The 15615-nt window shown below is 34.5% G+C and carries 16 protein-coding genes; 6 read left to right on the top strand and 10 right to left on the bottom strand.

Translation table 11 applies throughout. The annotated features are described in order from the left end of the window. Positions 1 to 688: 688 nt before the first annotated feature. Complete coding sequence (locus F3G98_RS08785; protein WP_103615032.1) at positions 689 to 913, bottom strand: type II toxin-antitoxin system VapC family toxin; 225 nt, start codon at positions 911 to 913, stop codon at positions 689 to 691. 169 nt (positions 914 to 1082) lie between these two features. Between F3G98_RS08785 and F3G98_RS08780 the strand changes: the two genes are divergently transcribed. Both F3G98_RS08780 and F3G98_RS08775 read left to right on the top strand, forming a co-directional pair. Next, complete coding sequence (locus F3G98_RS08780; RefSeq protein WP_002941240.1) at positions 1083 to 1334, top strand: hypothetical protein; 252 nt, start codon at positions 1083 to 1085, stop codon at positions 1332 to 1334. After that, positions 1335 to 1622 carry a type II toxin-antitoxin system RelE/ParE family toxin gene (locus F3G98_RS08775; RefSeq protein ID WP_103615033.1) on the top strand — a complete coding sequence of 96 codons (288 nt, stop codon included), beginning with the start codon at positions 1335 to 1337 and terminating at the stop codon, positions 1620 to 1622. A 21-nt stretch (positions 1623 to 1643) separates the two neighbouring features. Here the strand turns inward: F3G98_RS08775 and F3G98_RS08770 are convergent, their stop codons facing one another. The 6 genes from F3G98_RS08770 to F3G98_RS08745 form a co-directional block, all read right to left on the bottom strand. Next, complete coding sequence (locus tag F3G98_RS08770) at positions 1644 to 2882, bottom strand: hypothetical protein (RefSeq protein WP_103615034.1); 1239 nt, start codon at positions 2880 to 2882, stop codon at positions 1644 to 1646. A 514-nt stretch (positions 2883 to 3396) separates the two neighbouring features. Continuing rightward, positions 3397 to 4659: a 5-methylcytosine restriction system specificity protein McrC gene (locus F3G98_RS08765; RefSeq protein ID WP_107830667.1), complete on the bottom strand. Its 1263-nt coding sequence runs from the start codon at positions 4657 to 4659 to the stop codon at positions 3397 to 3399. A gap of 4 nt (positions 4660 to 4663) precedes the next feature. Beyond that, a complete protein-coding gene (locus F3G98_RS08760; RefSeq protein WP_223231342.1) occupies positions 4664 to 6199 on the bottom strand; it encodes an McrB family protein in 1536 nt (511 codons plus the stop codon). 180 nt (positions 6200 to 6379) lie between these two features. Continuing rightward, positions 6380 to 6817: an Lcl C-terminal domain-containing protein gene (locus tag F3G98_RS08755; RefSeq protein ID WP_149726047.1), complete on the bottom strand. Its 438-nt coding sequence runs from the start codon at positions 6815 to 6817 to the stop codon at positions 6380 to 6382. A gap of 225 nt (positions 6818 to 7042) precedes the next feature. Next, positions 7043 to 7495, bottom strand: coding sequence for an Lcl C-terminal domain-containing protein (locus F3G98_RS08750; protein ID WP_103652005.1), 453 nt, complete (start codon positions 7493 to 7495; stop codon positions 7043 to 7045). 29 nt (positions 7496 to 7524) lie between these two features. After that, the gene (locus F3G98_RS08745) at positions 7525 to 8007 is read right to left on the bottom strand and encodes an Lcl C-terminal domain-containing protein (RefSeq protein WP_103615039.1); all 483 of its coding nucleotides are present in this window, start codon (positions 8005 to 8007) and stop codon (positions 7525 to 7527) included. Positions 8008 to 8207: 200 nt separating this feature from the next. Here F3G98_RS08745 and F3G98_RS08740 point away from each other — a divergent pair, with 200 nt between their 5' ends. The 4 genes from F3G98_RS08740 to F3G98_RS08725 all read left to right on the top strand — a co-directional run bounded on the left by F3G98_RS08740 (position 8208) and on the right by F3G98_RS08725 (position 12507). After that, positions 8208 to 8639, top strand: coding sequence for a hypothetical protein (locus F3G98_RS08740; protein WP_002941319.1), 432 nt, complete (start codon positions 8208 to 8210; stop codon positions 8637 to 8639). A 371-nt stretch (positions 8640 to 9010) separates the two neighbouring features. Continuing rightward, entirely contained in the window at positions 9011 to 10300 is a 1290-nt protein-coding gene (locus F3G98_RS08735) for a hypothetical protein (protein WP_149726046.1), read from the top strand. A 97-nt stretch (positions 10301 to 10397) separates the two neighbouring features. Continuing rightward, on the top strand, positions 10398 to 10955 hold the full coding sequence (locus tag F3G98_RS08730; RefSeq protein ID WP_149726045.1) for a ClpP family protease: 558 nt from the start codon (positions 10398 to 10400) through the stop codon (positions 10953 to 10955). Between the two features lies 1 nt (position 10956). Next, positions 10957 to 12507 (top strand): type IV secretory system conjugative DNA transfer family protein, encoded by a 1551-nt coding sequence (locus F3G98_RS08725; protein WP_149726044.1) that lies wholly within the window; start codon positions 10957 to 10959, stop codon positions 12505 to 12507. A gap of 38 nt (positions 12508 to 12545) precedes the next feature. On the opposite strand, the gene F3G98_RS08720 is transcribed toward F3G98_RS08725, so the two are convergent. The 3 genes from F3G98_RS08720 to F3G98_RS08710 form a co-directional block, all read right to left on the bottom strand. Then, positions 12546 to 14519, bottom strand: a complete 1974-nt coding sequence (locus F3G98_RS08720) for a double zinc ribbon domain-containing protein (protein ID WP_149726043.1) — start codon at positions 14517 to 14519, stop codon at positions 12546 to 12548. Positions 14520 to 14531: 12 nt separating this feature from the next. Next, positions 14532 to 15083 carry a zinc ribbon domain-containing protein gene (locus F3G98_RS08715; protein WP_103631756.1) on the bottom strand — a complete coding sequence of 184 codons (552 nt, stop codon included), beginning with the start codon at positions 15081 to 15083 and terminating at the stop codon, positions 14532 to 14534. Positions 15084 to 15179: 96 nt separating this feature from the next. Further along, positions 15180 to 15615, bottom strand: a 436-nt coding sequence (locus tag F3G98_RS08710; RefSeq protein WP_188116995.1) for a hypothetical protein, incomplete at its 5' end; no start/stop codon positions are given.

Raw genomic sequence — 15615 nt, 5'->3', positions numbered from 1 at the left:
TAGTTTTTAATTGTTTATTGATTATTTTTCTAAAAACTTAGTAAATCTTGCTATTTTAAAGCTCTCGTGCCAGTTAAAATACCATGAAATTTCTTTAAATTTAGAGAAGAAATGTATTATTTTAATTTCACTACCTTTGTATTTTTTATTTGCATTAAGTCTAAATTTTTATAGCAAAAATACAAAATTTAAAATAAGTAAAATGAGTGAAAAATAAAAGCGATTTAAAATTTGAAGTGGCCGGGAGATAGGGACACCTAGAGTGTAAAAACATTTTTCATTACTACAAGTACCTAAAAATGGGATTTCTATGGCATTTTTAAGAGTATAAATATTGACTCTTTCTGGGTAAAAAGATGTAACAAGTCTATGTAACAAGTCTAGCACCATTAATTCCTTTCCTCTGCGATATTTTATATAAAATTTCGTCCAAAATTTTAGACGATTTTTATTTAAATATATTAATCGGCAACCGCCAGGTTACCTAGATACTTAGTCTTTTGCCTGACGCTATCGCACCTTCAAGCGTGCTTAGCGTTAGCGAATCGTTGTCTGGGTTTAGTAGTCTATCGAGAGCGGCACAACTGGTTTTCATGAGCTTAGTCATCTTTGTTTTGGTTGCACATTCCAGCTTTAAGCTAACCTCCGATATAACCAACAAAAGGCTTTGTATTTACCGTATATTATATCAAATGCTCCAATTTCCCATCCTAAGCTCGCTTATATCTTTAAAATCTTTTTCGTTATTCGTAACCAAAATAAGATTATTGCCAAGCGCTACGGCAGCAATCAGCATATCCATATCGCCTATCCTTCTGTTTTTATTTCTCATCTCAAGCCTTATTTTACCATAGCTTGCTGCGCATTTACTCGTAAAATCCAAAACGCCGAAATTTGAGATAAAATCGCCCATCTGTAACAAGTATTCTATGATTTTAAGGAGCTTTTAGAACATTTTTAATAAAAAACTTGTCCGATTATCAGGACAACTTTTTCTAGAATTTTTAGCTATAGAAATTTTTGTTTTAATAAAATCAAAGACTCTAAAGTGCTATAATCTACCCAAATTTAAAAGGACTTTTATGACTACCATGATAAACATTCAAACAACTGCAGATAATACCACTCTCGAAGCGATAAAGGCTCTACTTTTTAAAATAGATCCAGCTGCTATTTTTGAAACCTATGGTGAGCAGCAAAACTATCTTAGTAAAGAGGACGAAGAGCACCTGAAGAGAATTTCTGATATGGATGATAAAGGAGAGCTAGAGTATGTCTCAATGGACGAAATGAGTGCTCATGTAAATTCTCTTTTTAAAAAATACGGTGCTTAAATGCAGCAAATTCCTTATTTAAGCAAGGAATTTCTAAGCCAACTTGATGCAATTTTGGATTTTTACTCTAAGGATAGCGTTGAGACTGCTTGGATTTTTTATTGTGAGCTATTAGAAAGGCTAAAAAGCATCTCTTATATGCCTTATAGATTTAGAAAAAATAAAACAATCAATAGAGAAGACACGAGAGATCTTATCTTTAAAGGATATGTGGTGGTTTTTCGTATAGAACAAGATCACATAAAAATACTTGCAATATATAAGCACAATCTCACTCCTTACTCATAGAAATACACTATTAGCTTAAATTTATAAAGACTGTAGCTCTAAATTACTATTTAGCTCTTGCATCTTAATCTCCACAGGAAAGGCTATACCAAAGTGTTCAAGCTCTCTTTTTAGCTTGATATTTGTATTTGCATGAGTTATGACTAGATTATAAATTTCTTCTTTTACTTGCCTTATCTCTTCTCTTGCAAGCTCTATTTCACTATTCTTTTTGATAAGCTCTTGATTAGCCTTGCAAAGCTCATTTTTAGTAGTTTGTAGCTCCGTCTCTTGAGCTTTATATAAGCTTTCTTGACTACCAAGCCTTGTTCTTAGTGTTTGATTTTCATGCTCTAGCTCTTCTACCTTTACTTTTTGCTCTTCACTATATCCAGTAATGATCTCTATATATGTCTCATCTTTTTCGATGATAGCCTCTAGCTCTTCTAGTTTTTTCATAAGCTTATCATTTTCGCTAGCTACTCTAAAAGCTTTTAGTTTCTTATGCTTACTGCCACCATCTCCTTTTATCATCCCCAGAATTTCAGCGTTTGTGTTATATACAGTTTTAAAAACGGTTTTATAGTCCAAATTTGGATCAGTTGTATTCTTTTTGAATCTTTGCATTTGGTTTCTGTCATTTACTAAGCTATTCCATTCTACATGAGCATGCTTTTGAAATATTGGTTCAAATTTTTCATATTCCAGTTCAGCCCCTTTTTCATAGTACTGCTTACCATTTACACTCTCTTTTATATGTATGTAATAAGCCTTGCCATCCTTATCTGTAATGTATGTGCCACCTAGTTTGCCATTTTCATCATGAAATAGTGGAAATATCTCCTTATTATCGCTCTTTCTTAAAAGATGTCCCTCATCACTATGAATGTATAAATTTATGGGTTCAATATTTAAAATTTTGCTTACAGCTTTTATAGATTTTAGTAAGCTTGATAATTGCGTATGCTCGTTTAGTCCTATGACGCATTCATAGTGGCAGTTTTGCTTTAGCGGCTTTTTGCCTTTATATTTATCTACTAGCTTGATCTTGCCAAGATGTGATACTTCATACTTCATCTCGTCTCTTCTTTTTTGCCATAAGTCATCGAAGCTAAGCTTATTTAATCTTATGTGCCTCACAGGCTTTTTCAAGATGCCATATTTTTCGTTTAGATAGTATCCTGGCATTAGGTAGCCAGGTTTTTCTTCTCTACTATTGTGAGCATTTGTGCGGTCACTAGCTAGCTCAAATGTTATATTTGCTTGTTGGTTTTTAAACATATTGCCTCTTTAAATTTAATATCTATTTATAGTAATTATATGTGTTTTGGCAAAAATCGTTCGCCTAAACCGTTTTATTGCCCAAATTGGTTTAGAGAGCTCTAAACCTTTGGGCTCTGCGAGGCTTTACAATGTAAAAGAGAGATTTGACCTACATTCTTTTAAAATATAAGTCATATTCTAGAGCTAGACTAAATGAGTCCTTTATGCCTACCCCTGCTAGCTTGTTTGTGCATCATCTGCTACATAGGCATTTTTCTAATCGCATATTTTACGTATTTTATTTTTTATCTTTAAAGCATATCTTTACAGTATGTTTCTCCGCTTAGCACTTCTACTACTAGCGGATCACTTGATGATATAGTGCCTTTTATCTTATATCCACATAGACAGCGATACTATCTTTTTTCTTTTAAAAGAACATCTTTACCATATATCCTTCTATGGATAAAACAGCTTTTGTATCCAACAATCTTATGGCCATAAACGCTGCAACCTTTATAATGTTTTCACATTATCTTTTTTCTTTTATAGTTTCTAAAATCTTCTTAAGGTACTTTTTAAATTCGTCAGCAGATGTTTTATTATCATTTGTTAATACACTGAGTATAAAAATTTTGTTTTCAGAACTATGTCTTATGTTTTTTGGCTCATTAAAGACGTTACTTTTGGCATAGATTAGAATTCCAGTGTTTGAACCGGCTTTCTCCACGTATTGTTTTATTTGTAGCAAATTCTTGCAATCAGTTTCACCTATATAGGCATTATAAAAATGCCTATATTTAGCATCCAAAACAGCTAAAATTTTCCCTTCTTCATCTTTTATCGCAAAATCAGGTCTCAAATCCAAGCCTGGAATTTTATACTGAGTCTCTAGGCTAAATTTACCGCCAAATTCGCCTAATACACTTCTTATGAGCCTCTCGACATAAAGTTCAAAAAGGTTGGGCGCATACAGTAAATAACCAAAATTTAGATTTTTGACGGCGCTTTCGTTCGTATATCTAGAATCTTGCAAAATGATAATCCTAGCGATTTGAAGGGCAATTTTGTAGTCTTTGTAAAGCTCGTTCATCACGGATTTTGAGTTCAAAGCCGCATCTATATCTCTGATGCTTTTCATCTCGCCGTTAGCATTGGCTAGCAAAAAATTCCTTATTTCTTTGTCGTAAAGTGCGAATTTAGGGTTTTTTCTAACCAAGATATCGTAAGCTTTTAAAAGCACCCTTGCGACTACTTCGTCAGGCACTCGCGAGCTTTTTCGGCTTGAAATTTTACCCGTAAAGGGCTGATCTTTTTTGATGAAATTTTTAACGTCAAGGCTTCCGTGCAGGGCGTAGTCTCTAAAAAGAATCTTTTTATAAACGCTTGGAAAGCCGCTTAGCTTGGCTAGCTTTAAGCGACTGATAAACGAGGCGTAAAGGACGTAGTCCATAGGGATGTCGCCGCTTGCGCCCGCGACGCTACCGCCAGAGTTAAAAAACGACGAGTCGATAGTTTTAAAAAGCTCGGCTTCTAGTTCTTTGCCAAAACGAGAGTTTATGACATACTCTTGCCCCTCAAAGGTAAAACGACCTATATAGTTGCCGAATTTAAAACCGCCATTCTTGTACTCTCTTAAAATATAGTGCGCATCTTTGTCGTCTTTTATCTTGGATTTAAATTTATCATGCCGTCCGTTTAAAAAAATGACGTCCGTCTTACCTTTTGCCAGCTTGTCAAAGGTGATTTCTTTTTTATAATCTTCTTGGCTGCAGAGGCTATTATCTTTAAACATCGCATTAGCCTACAAAAATTTCCCTAGCTATATTTAGCTTATCTTCCGCGTCACGGTCACCAAACTGCGTTCTGATATATTCACGCAAAATCGGTTCGATATGCCTATTCCAAATTTGTTGCTCACTCATTGCTTCCTTTTTGAGAAAATACGAATGCCCTATCTCGTAAGCTCTACCTAAATTTAAGCCATCTGTTTTTTTGCTACCCTTTAGCCGGTACTCTTCTTTAGTGATGTAGTTATTTAAATTTTCACATTTTGTCTTGTAGGCTTTATCCGTCGCATTCTCTACAACCTCATAATTACACTCCATCAAAACCCACGCAAAGCGCCTTCTAAGAGCCAAATCAAAGCAGTCTATGCTCTTATCCACGTCGTTCATCATACCGATGAAATAGATATTTGCAGGTATAAAAAACTCTTGATTGTTTAACGAAAAGTTTTTGGTCTTTATGTTTTCTCCTCGGTAATTTTCCTCTAAAAGCGATAACGTCTCGCCAAATACCGCCGCTATATCGGCTCTATTTATCTCATCGACTATAAAAAAGAAATTTTCATCAGTATTTTGTGCTACTTTTAAGCAAAATTCTTTAAATATGCCGTTTGTCAAGTCCAATTTTAAATTTCCGTTTTGTATGTCGATCGGTTTTATGCCGTCTATAAAATCCTCGTATTCAAAACCGCTATGAAACTGTACCCACTCGGTTCTAGCGCGGTTCGGATCTAAAATATCAAGGCAGTCTTTTACGAATTTCGTTTTGCCGGTTCCAGGTGCACCGTAGTAGATGATGTTTTTTAAGTCATTTTTAGTTAAGCCATAAAAAGCTCCTGCTATTTTGCCAACCTGCCTCCAAATACCAGAGTTCCTATCAAATAACTCTTTATTGATATCGTCTAGGTTATTTTTAAATTTATCCCAGTCTATTTCAAGACTTTTTAGCGGTGTATAATTTTCTTTTATAAAAAGTTTAATCTTACAAACGAATTTATTTATTTCATAACATTCTTTTAGTTTTTCGGCTAAGACATCATCTATATCTATACATTTTTGATCATGATTGTACGATAATTCCCAGGATTTATTGGTTAAAAAATTACCGCAGAAATAGTCAAGTAATTTTTTAAATATATTCATATATATGATAGTTTTATTGTCGGCATCTTTTAATTTAAAACTGCAAATTTCCAAAATTTCGCAAAACGCTTCATATAAAATTTCAAAATCCTCTTTTTTAAGCTCTTGAAATTTGTATAGTAAAATAGAGACAATTGTATTGAACTGGTCTTTTAACCCAAAATCACTATCTATTTTAAGTTTCTCAATATTTGGTATATAGTTACTAAAATTTTCAATTTCACCGCTTTTGCATAGATGAAACATTTTATTTGTTTCCTTGTAGCATTTTTCTAGTGTAGTTTCAAATTTGTCAGAAAAATTATTACCAGAAAAAGATCTTTTATTGGTTGCTTTTTGGTTTTCTTTTTTTGTATATAATATAATGTCCCCCTTGCAAGCATCCCAATCAAAATCCTTAAACACTTTCAAATTTCCCTTGCAGTCGACAACTCTGCTAAAAATTTCGCTTATTTTTATTATCTGTTCTGCCGTAAAATTTGTCATTTTGTTCTCCAAAATTTAAAAAGCTCCCGTAAAGGGAGCAAAAAGCTTTTCAAAGCGCCTCCATTAAGTCTAAAATTCTTAAAAAAGAAATTTTAAAAATCAATCCTGTCGGACGCACCGCACGTAGAAGCGACGAGAAACGTTTTCCCAGCCAGAGATGCCGTCCCAGAAACGCATAATTATCGCACTAGACGAGTGGGCGTTATAGTTAGAGCTCCAGTACCATGGGGAGTCTGCTATGTATTTAAAAATGGTATTTAGAGTGGGGTTGGATCTTTCCGTTATACTTAGCAGCTCTGTCTCGGTCGGTAGCCTCCAGTCTCTGTATCCGGCTAGGTTTACTATCTTGCAGTATTCTTGCGCCTGCTCCCACGTTCCTTGAAAGCTTTGTTTTTCATCCTGCCACATTAGTCTTCCCAGTTTCTTTTCGCTACATATCACTACGTTTTTATCGTTATCTCGGTAGCACGCAGTGCTTAGCGCCTCTGCGTGAAGCAGTCCGCAAAGCAGCAAAGATATAGTTATGTATTTTTTCATTCATCTTCCTTTACTTTTTAAAGTTATATATCGCTTGGATATTTTCCAGACTTTCATTTATCAAAGCCACCTTTTACTTAACCCATTTTATATGAGTTAGAAACGAAGCTTTTTTAAATTTATAAGTTTTTCACCACACTGTTTTCTAAATAGACGCAAAATCTCATAGAAGCTCTAAATATAGAAAAATTTTTATATCATAACTCTTTCAAATTCTTTCAAAAATCAATACTGTCGGACACACCGCACGAAGAGGCGACAATAAACGCAGTTCCAGCCAGCGTAGCCAAGACTGAAACCCACGAACCACGGATAAGACGAGTTGATGGCGTATTTAGTTTGGCTCCAGTAATCTGAATATTTAGGGTCTGCTATGTATTTAAAAGCGGTATTTAGAGCGGGGTTATACCTACTATGATCCGCTATACTTAGTAGCTCCACTTTTGTTGGTAGCCTCCAGTCTTTGTATCCGGCTAGGCTTAATGTTTTGCAGTACTTTTGCGCCTCATCCCATGTTACTTTAAAGCCTTGCTTTTCATCCTGCCACATTAGTCTTCCTAGCTTTTTGTCGTTACATATCACTACGTTTTTATCGTTATCTCGGTAGCACGTAGGGCTTAGAGCTTCTGCGTGAAGTAAACCGAAAAGCAGCAAAGAAGCGGCTATATATCTTTTCATACTTTTTCCTTTATCTAAATTTTCAAAAATCAATAGTCCCGGACGCACCGCACGAAGCGGCGAGAGGAAACGTCGCGCCAGCCAACGAAGCCATCATTGGAATTCACGACCCACACACTAGACGAGGCGCCGGCACTTTTAGTTTGGCTCCAGTACCATCTCTCGCCTCTATGGTCCGTCGTCTCGTATGCGACGTTTTTAAAAGCTTTGTTTATAGCAGGCTCAAACCTAGTATCATCCGTGATGCTTAAAAGCTCTTTTATCGTAGGCAAACGCCAGTCATTAAAGCCAGCAGAATTTAAATTTTCGCAGTAGTGAACGGCTTCGTCGTGAGTCATCTCATGTGGCGACAAATCACCATCTTGCCACATCAGTTTATATATATCGTCTTTGACAACTCCCAAACGGTCATCTCTGCTAAATCCAGTAGTTATATCGCCCACGACTGGGTTAAACGCAAACGCAGAGCCACAACACAGCAAAATAGCAAACATAAAAGCTATCTTTTTCATCTTTATCCCTTCTTGTTTTGCTTGAAATTAGACCTATTAACCTGATGATGTATGTTAGTTCATAAAAACTATCACTATTAAGAATAAATTTACTATACGGATAATTTTATTAGAATTATTCTTATTGAATACTTAATTCATATAGTATTTTTTTATCAATTATACTTCTTAAATTTAGAGCAATTTCAAAGAGTGTAAAAATGCAAATTTATGAAAGAATAAATGCGATCCTAAGAAGTAAAAAGTTAAAGAAAAAGGACTTTGTCCAAAAATTTATAGATCTTGAACCTAGGCTAAAAAGCACAGGTGAAGTGCCGTCTCTGCCATCTATATATAACTATCTCAATGGAAATAGAGAGATCAAAGCTGAGCTTATACCTTATATAGCAAAAGCCCTTGAAGTAAGCGAGCAAGAACTTTTCATAGACGACCTTAATATCTCAAGCTTTTTAAAAGATATGGTCAATAAATGTAATTACAATGATAAAGAATATGAAAATTTACAAAATATAAGTCGTATCATAGATCTTTGTCAATATGCTTCAGAGCCACTCTTGTCAAGGCTAATAGAAATTCTAGAGAAAAACAAAGAGCAAACGCTAAGACATATGAGAGATATTTCTCTTTTATAACCACCTTCTACTCACTATAAAGATGCCCTACCTAGAAAATATGTAGTTAGAATAAATTTTATATTAAATAAAGTTCGTAATGAATAATATACTTGCAAATTTTTACTTATAGAAAAAGGCATTATTTATTATATGCTTTTTTGCTAGTATGGTATATGGATTAGAAAGAGGTGCTACTAGCAATTTCAAATACATTATAGATACAGGTGTTCAATCAACCTATGTGCTTCAAAATAGAACAGACGGCTATGACTTATCATTTCAGCAATATTATTGCTTTTTTTGGAAAACTAATAAAAATATAGATAGAATTTTGGTGGATGTAGCTTATTGAAATACTACGGGTCTATAAAAAACTACAAGGATAAAATATGTCATTCGAGGTCGAATATGATCTTTTTAATGATGGAAGTAAAAGGCAACCAAATAATAACCTAAAAATAGATCAAACACCTATTTTAAACTCTATTGTAAATACATATGCGCTCTCTCTTTTTGTTGGTAAATTTTATGATTTTAGTAAAGAAAATGATCTGCCTATACTTAAAAAGTTGGTTGATAAAGAAAGAGATAAACAGACTAAAAAATTTATGGATGAAGTTTGCAAAGTTTGTGGTAAAGACGAAGATCTAATAGTAAATGTTCCAAGACTTCGTGGCTACATTAAAAATTTTGATGAAAAAATAAATAGTAAAAGAAGGCAAATAAATATAAAGCTAAAAAAAGTATGTGAAGAGTTTTATGCACTTATAAAGATAGATCAAAATTTATTATCTAGCCAAAAACAGCATATAAATGATAAAAATAGTTACATCCTAGCTCCAAATGAATACCTAGAAAAGCATATAAAATCTCTAAAAAGTAGATCAATAGACGATGATGAAAAATTTATATATATGCAAGACGCTGCTTTTATAATGATGTGTTTAAACTCAGGGGAGTACTTTTGGAAGGGCGAATACAAAGACTTTTCAAGTAGTCAGCCAGATGGTATGCCGCTTTATCTTTTAAGCTATGTTTATGACGAGGCAAAAGTTCAGAGATTTTTAAAATCCATGAATGTTTTGATCATAAAAAGAGGCTTTGTGATGGGGCTAGATAGAGACAATCAAACGCTAGTTTTTAGCAATATGGGATCAGAAATTTTTGAGCTTGAAATTTTTAAAGATAGATATATAAGTTTTAGAGAAGATGATGCTTTGGTTATATTTTCACCTGCATTTTTTGGTAACTTTGATCAAATTTATGATGAAATTTGGAAGATAAAACAAAATGTGATAAAAATAAAAACCACCCCTACTAAAAAGTGCTTAAGATCTTTAGATGATAGCTTGCTTTTAGATCCTGAGCTTATATATAAATCCCTTAAAGATGAAAATATCTTTGTATTAAGCAAATTTAAAAAAGAGTTAGACAATCTAAAAAATGATCTTTCTTACAAAAATTTTGAAATAAACAAAGATAGATACGCAAGGCAGTGGCTTATAGATGATATCTACGGACTATATCTTGCCACGCATGCTCCTTTTAGATACAAAAACTCTAAAGAGCTAGCTAAAATTTACTTCGAGGATATTCTTGGAAAAAGCTTAAATTTATTCATCGATGAAAAAAGATCTCCTGCTTTAGGACATCACATAGACGATCTAGAGCTTTTATAAACTACCAAGCCACCGGCTCTAGAAGCAATAGGTGGAATTTAAAGACTCATCTACTATCTTAAACTTCTCTCACAAAAACCAAAAACAAGGAGAGAAGATGGCAGAGTTTGACAAGCTAAATTTCGCCGACATTCACATGAGCTTACTAGCTGATAGAAATATCTTTTTATATGGGCAGATAGATCAAGAAATTTGCCTAACTACACAAAAGACGCTTTTGTATCTTGACAGCGTAGATCAAAGCGACATAAACATATATATAAGTGGTCCTGGAGGCTCGATATATGATGGCTTTGGACTAATCGACTTTATGAAGACCATAAAATCACCAATCAATACATTTTGCGTGGGGCTAGCTGCCTCTATGTCTGCACTCATATTTTTAAACGGAGATAAGCGCTATATGCTGCCAAACTCAAGCCTCATGCTTCATCAGCCTCTTGGCGGTGCATCGGGTCAGGCAAGCGACATAGAGCTGATCGCAAATCAAATTTTAAAAATCAAATCAAAAGTCAATGAGATGATAAAGGCTAATAGCAACCTAAAAATATCAAAGGTAGAACAGATCACCGATAGAGACTGCTATATAGACGCATCATCAGCCATTGCTTATGGCCTAGCTAATGAAATAATATCAACTAATAAAGGAGAATAATATGTCAGTTTTTTCACTAATTAATAATACAAAAGGTGCAGCCCTCTGTGCTGCCTCAAACGCTCTTAGCATACCTATTAGCTTTACACATGCGATGATAACAGGGCAAACAGGTTGTGGCAAGACCACTTCAGCGATCCTGCCAGCGATGGATGAGCGTATAAAAGTAGGGCATGGGATGCTTGTCTTTGACTACAAAGGAGTTGAGCATAAAAAGGTTAAATTTCTAGCCAAGAAGCATGGCAGGCTAAAAGATGTCGTAATGATAAATGTGCCATGGGGAAACAAAATAAACATAATGGATGATGCAAGTGAGAGTTTATTGATGAATTTCTTTCAAAAGACATTTGGCACAAAGCGTGATCCATTTTGGGGAAATTTAGCGGCAAATATTGCCACAAAGTCCCTTTCAACGATGAAGGCGATATGTGACCTTACGGAGCAAGGTTTTTGCACCCCATATATAGAAAATAGAGCAAAAGATATAAAGCCAAGCTTTGCAAATTTATGTAAATCAACCCAGCAGCTAGGTGACTTTAAAAAATTTTATGCCTTAGTTAAACTGGTAGATGATCATGTAAAAAGCGACACGGCATTTGCAAAAGGTATAAGCAAAAGACATTTGGTTAGCTCTTTAAATGAGAGGATTTGGGCATTAGGCGAGTTTAATGACAAATCTGAAAATTTCATACAAGCTTTTAAGGAGTATGAGGGTGTAAGAAATGATGAAGAGTCACAAAAAGCAAGGCTTTTCTCTAACTACACGTTTATGCTCTTTGCCTTGCAAAGCATAGCCGATGATGAGATGCTAAACTATCATGGCAATAGCATAAGCAAGCTACTAAATAAAGGAAAGATAGTCGTTGTAAATTCACAAGGACTAAAAGATAGTGCGGTAGAGCTTATGCTAAATTCCACCCTTTCAAATATGGCGCAACGCATAGCAAACGAAGAGAAGGTGCCAGTTAGTATCTTTATAGATGAAGCGCAGCGTGTGCTAAATCCCTCAACGGACCTGCACGCTGACGTGCTAAGAGAGGCTAGGGTCGAGCTCATACTTGCCTTTCAAAATGAAGATGTGCTAAAAAGTAGCCTTGGTAGCGACTCAAGATATAAAGAGCTGGTGGGAAATTTAACCAATCAATACTTCTTTAAAAACTCGGTCAGACAATACGCCAGCGGAGAGGATAAAGACTTTAGCAAGTTAAAAAAATTTGAGTATTACCACGATGGTAAAATTTATAAAGCTTCACCTATATTTATAGATGAAAATGACCTATTAAAGGCTGAGCTAAGCTACCAAAAAGAGCTTGGCATCGGTAGTAGTTTTACTAATGTAACTCTTGGGGATAATGAAATTTTGGTATATAACGAACAGCTATTTAAAAGGCGCTCTTTGCTCATAAAGCAAGACATAGTGACAAAAAAGAAGTCTGAAGTGCCAGTGCTAAATCAAAAACTCGATGCACTACTTAAAAGACTAAATGCTTTAGTTCAAGAAGCAAAAGAGTCAAAAGACGAAGATGAAGATCTCTGGCAGGGGGTTTTATAAGATGTAAATTTACTCATGGGAGAGCTTCCCATGAGTTTTTAGTAGCTAAAATATTGATTAAGTATATCTAGTGCTTTCTTGTCACCCAGTTTATAATATGCTTTATTTAGCGCGTCTTGTGCCTCTTGTTTTGCATTGGTATAATTGCCATATTTGCATAATATTTCGCCTAAATTTGTGCATCCCCTAGCATAGTTGTAGTCATAACAAGATTTTTTAAAGTAAGAGTATGCTTTTTGCATATTTTTTTCAAAGCCAACACCATCTCTATAATTTACACCAAGATAGTTACAACCTCTACCACTTCCTGCGTCACAAGCTTTTTGATTATATTTATTAGCCAAAGTTAGATCTTTAGTTATCCCATAGCCATATTTATAGTTATAACCAAGACTTGCACATCCATCAGCATCGTTATTTAGATCGCAAGCTTTTTGATAGTATTTATTGGCCTCTTTAAGATCCTTTTTTATACCATCACCTTCTCCGTATCCAGCACCAAGGATAAAGCAGCTCTTGCCATCTTTTAGATCGCACCCTTTTTTAGCAAATTCGATAGCTTTTTTTAGATCCTTAAAGATATTTGCGTCATCCTTAAAAAGTTCGCTTGCATACCCACAAGATTTAGCCATATCAAGATTACAAGCTTTTTCAAAATTTATAGCAGCACTATCTATCTTTTCTTCAACTATATAATATATAAAAGCTAGGTTTTGGCAAGCAAAACCATCTTTAATATCACAAGCTTTTTGGTAAAACTCTTTTGCTTTGTCTATATCCATTGAGACTCCTTTTCCCATTTGGTAATTAACGCCTAAATTAGTGCAAGATTCGCCATTTCCTAAATTACACCCCATTTCATAATATTCATTCGCTTTCTTGTAATCACCCTTGTTGTAATATTCTAATCCCATTTCAAAACAAACAAGACTATTGTTTAGAAGGCATCCATGTTCGCCGTTAAAAACTGTATTTGCTTTAGAGGCATCAACCTTTTTATATATCTCATAAGCTACTTTTATATTTTTTTCAGAGGGATTACCTTTTAGTAGATTGCCAGCTAAAGCCTTGCAAGCTTCCTTGTTGTTATTGTTGCATAGCTTTGTATAGATCTCATTTGCATGCTCTAGGTCGTTTTTTTGTTCATAATCTTTAGCCAGTTTTATGCAGCCATCGCTTATCCCTATCTCGCAAGCAATTTTTGCATCGTCTTCAAGTGCTTTTTGCTTATCGCAAGCTTGCGTATTATCTAATTTGCAAGATGTTTTGTAGTATTCATAAGCCTCTTTATAATCTACATTTTTTATCTTCTCTAAAGTAAAACTACTAGTTTGATAGTCGCCATGTTCATAAAGCAGGCCTAGTTGATAGCAGGCTTTAGAGTCAGATTTGCACTTCTCTTTTAGAAGACTTATCGCTTTGTCTGCATACAGCTTTGCTGCAGTGTCATGCTCCTTGTTATAAAAGTATGCCAACTTCATACAACTATCACCATTTTGATTTTCGCATTCATTTTCTAGGCTATAAATTTCATATCTACTTGGATTTCCTAAGAATATAAATGCAGAAGCTACCGCTACAGCAAGTATAAAAATAGATATGGCATATATAAATTTATAGTTTTTTATATGCTTTTTTAGTTGCTCTTTGTTTTCTCTTTTTTTGGCTTCTTCGGCAAGTCTAGCTTCCTCTAATTCACGCTGTCTTTGCTCTCTCAAGCGAATTGCCTCTTCTTCTTTTTCTTTTCTTAGCTGCTCCTCTCTTGCTTCTTCTTCTAACTTTCGCAGCCTTTTTCTTTCACTCTCTTCTTGCTCTTTAATGATCTCTTTCTTGGTTTTTGGCATAAAGTGTAAGGTTTCACCACAAAATCTGCACTTGGTAGCATTTGTCTTTACTTCTTCTTTGCAAAAAGGGCACTGCGTTTTTAGCTGTGTATCGCAGATAGGACAAAACTCCAAGTCCTTTTCTATTTCTTCAGCACAAAAGGGACATTTGACTAGATTGTTATTCATGCCCAAATCCTACTAAAAAAATAGTCTTAGAGATATCAATTGTGCAATAAGCAATACTAAAAATGCACCAATTGCCCAGCCATAATTAAATTTAACTGTTTTTACTGGAAGAACCTTATTTGCTATTGCACCCGCTATGATTTGTGCCACGGTCAAACCGATTGAATAAACCACATAAACAATATTAATCATTTCTATACTATCATTTTTTATGCCTATACTAATCAAGAAGTATAATAAAACTGTTGATATAGTTGCTAGAGATATATATAGCAGGTTATCATATCCAGTATAGTATAGAGGCCCAAATATAAATGCCCAAAAGTTAAAACCTTGTGGCTTTAGGATTACTTCTCCATCCCATGTTCTTATAAAACCAAGCGGGATTTCATTACTATTTGCTTGGTTTTGATGCGAGAAATTATTCGCCATATTTTTTTGGCTATTCATTTGTTCTCTTGCTTGGTTTTTGGCTTCCTCATTTAAGAAGCTACCACAAAATCTGCATTTAATAGCATCTTTGTTAATTGTCTCGCCACAAAATGGACAAAATTTAGTCTCCATACTACATTCCTTTTTTATTTTTAAAGAATAGAACTATTCAAAGTGAATAATTCTATTTAACTTTTACTAAGCTCATTCTTAAAAATAAGCATAGCTTTAATAAATATAAGAAGGCATGGACTGCTTGAAGCCATATTGCATATCTAAGCCTTGTGGTATTTTAAACTTGTCTAGAATTTTTTTAAACTCATCAAGTTTTTTATTGAATTTTTGATAAATTTCGTCAAATTCCTCTTTGTCTGTGCAGCCTATGGACTGACAAAAGAGCCCAACTAGCTTGCCCCTGATCTTAAAGACTTCATCGTATAGCTCTTTACAAAAATCAAATACATTTTGGTAAGTCAATGCCTCGCCTTGTTCGCCACCTATTGTGAAATCACTCGTTTCTGTAGTAAATTCACCAAGAGATGAACCGCTTAAAACAAAAGGGCATTCTTGTTTTAAGCCCATGATCATCGCATCAAGCCAATCATTAATAGTCTCAAACGGATCATCAAATATATAAAGTTCGTCTGAGTAAGCAGGTCTGAAC

Origin of the sequence: Campylobacter concisus, assembly GCF_902460895.1 — a bacterium.
Lineage (GTDB): Bacteria > Campylobacterota > Campylobacteria > Campylobacterales > Campylobacteraceae > Campylobacter_A > Campylobacter_A concisus_BC.
Note: the sequence above shows the minus strand (reverse complement) of the source record. Positions and strands in the feature narration are given on the sequence as shown.

Excerpts from the sequence above, each read along its gene's own strand:
- F3G98_RS08785 (WP_103615032.1), bottom strand. The coding sequence starts at position 913 with ATGGGCGATTTTATCTCAAATTTCGGCGTTTTGGATTTTACGAGTAAA.
- F3G98_RS08780 (WP_002941240.1), top strand. The coding sequence starts at position 1,083 with ATGACTACCATGATAAACATTCAAACAACTGCAGATAATACCACTCTC.
- F3G98_RS08775 (WP_103615033.1), top strand. The coding sequence starts at position 1,335 with ATGCAGCAAATTCCTTATTTAAGCAAGGAATTTCTAAGCCAACTTGAT.
- F3G98_RS08770 (WP_103615034.1), bottom strand. The coding sequence starts at position 2,882 with ATGTTTAAAAACCAACAAGCAAATATAACATTTGAGCTAGCTAGTGAC.
- F3G98_RS08765 (WP_107830667.1), bottom strand. The coding sequence starts at position 4,659 with ATGTTTAAAGATAATAGCCTCTGCAGCCAAGAAGATTATAAAAAAGAA.
- F3G98_RS08755 (WP_149726047.1), bottom strand. The coding sequence starts at position 6,817 with ATGAAAAAATACATAACTATATCTTTGCTGCTTTGCGGACTGCTTCAC.
- F3G98_RS08750 (WP_103652005.1), bottom strand. The coding sequence starts at position 7,495 with ATGAAAAGATATATAGCCGCTTCTTTGCTGCTTTTCGGTTTACTTCAC.
- F3G98_RS08745 (WP_103615039.1), bottom strand. The coding sequence starts at position 8,007 with ATGAAAAAGATAGCTTTTATGTTTGCTATTTTGCTGTGTTGTGGCTCT.
- F3G98_RS08740 (WP_002941319.1), top strand. The coding sequence starts at position 8,208 with ATGCAAATTTATGAAAGAATAAATGCGATCCTAAGAAGTAAAAAGTTA.
- F3G98_RS08735 (WP_149726046.1), top strand. The coding sequence starts at position 9,011 with ATGTCATTCGAGGTCGAATATGATCTTTTTAATGATGGAAGTAAAAGG.
- F3G98_RS08730 (WP_149726045.1), top strand. The coding sequence starts at position 10,398 with ATGGCAGAGTTTGACAAGCTAAATTTCGCCGACATTCACATGAGCTTA.
- F3G98_RS08725 (WP_149726044.1), top strand. The coding sequence starts at position 10,957 with ATGTCAGTTTTTTCACTAATTAATAATACAAAAGGTGCAGCCCTCTGT.
- F3G98_RS08720 (WP_149726043.1), bottom strand. The coding sequence starts at position 14,519 with ATGAATAACAATCTAGTCAAATGTCCCTTTTGTGCTGAAGAAATAGAA.
- F3G98_RS08715 (WP_103631756.1), bottom strand. The coding sequence starts at position 15,083 with ATGGAGACTAAATTTTGTCCATTTTGTGGCGAGACAATTAACAAAGAT.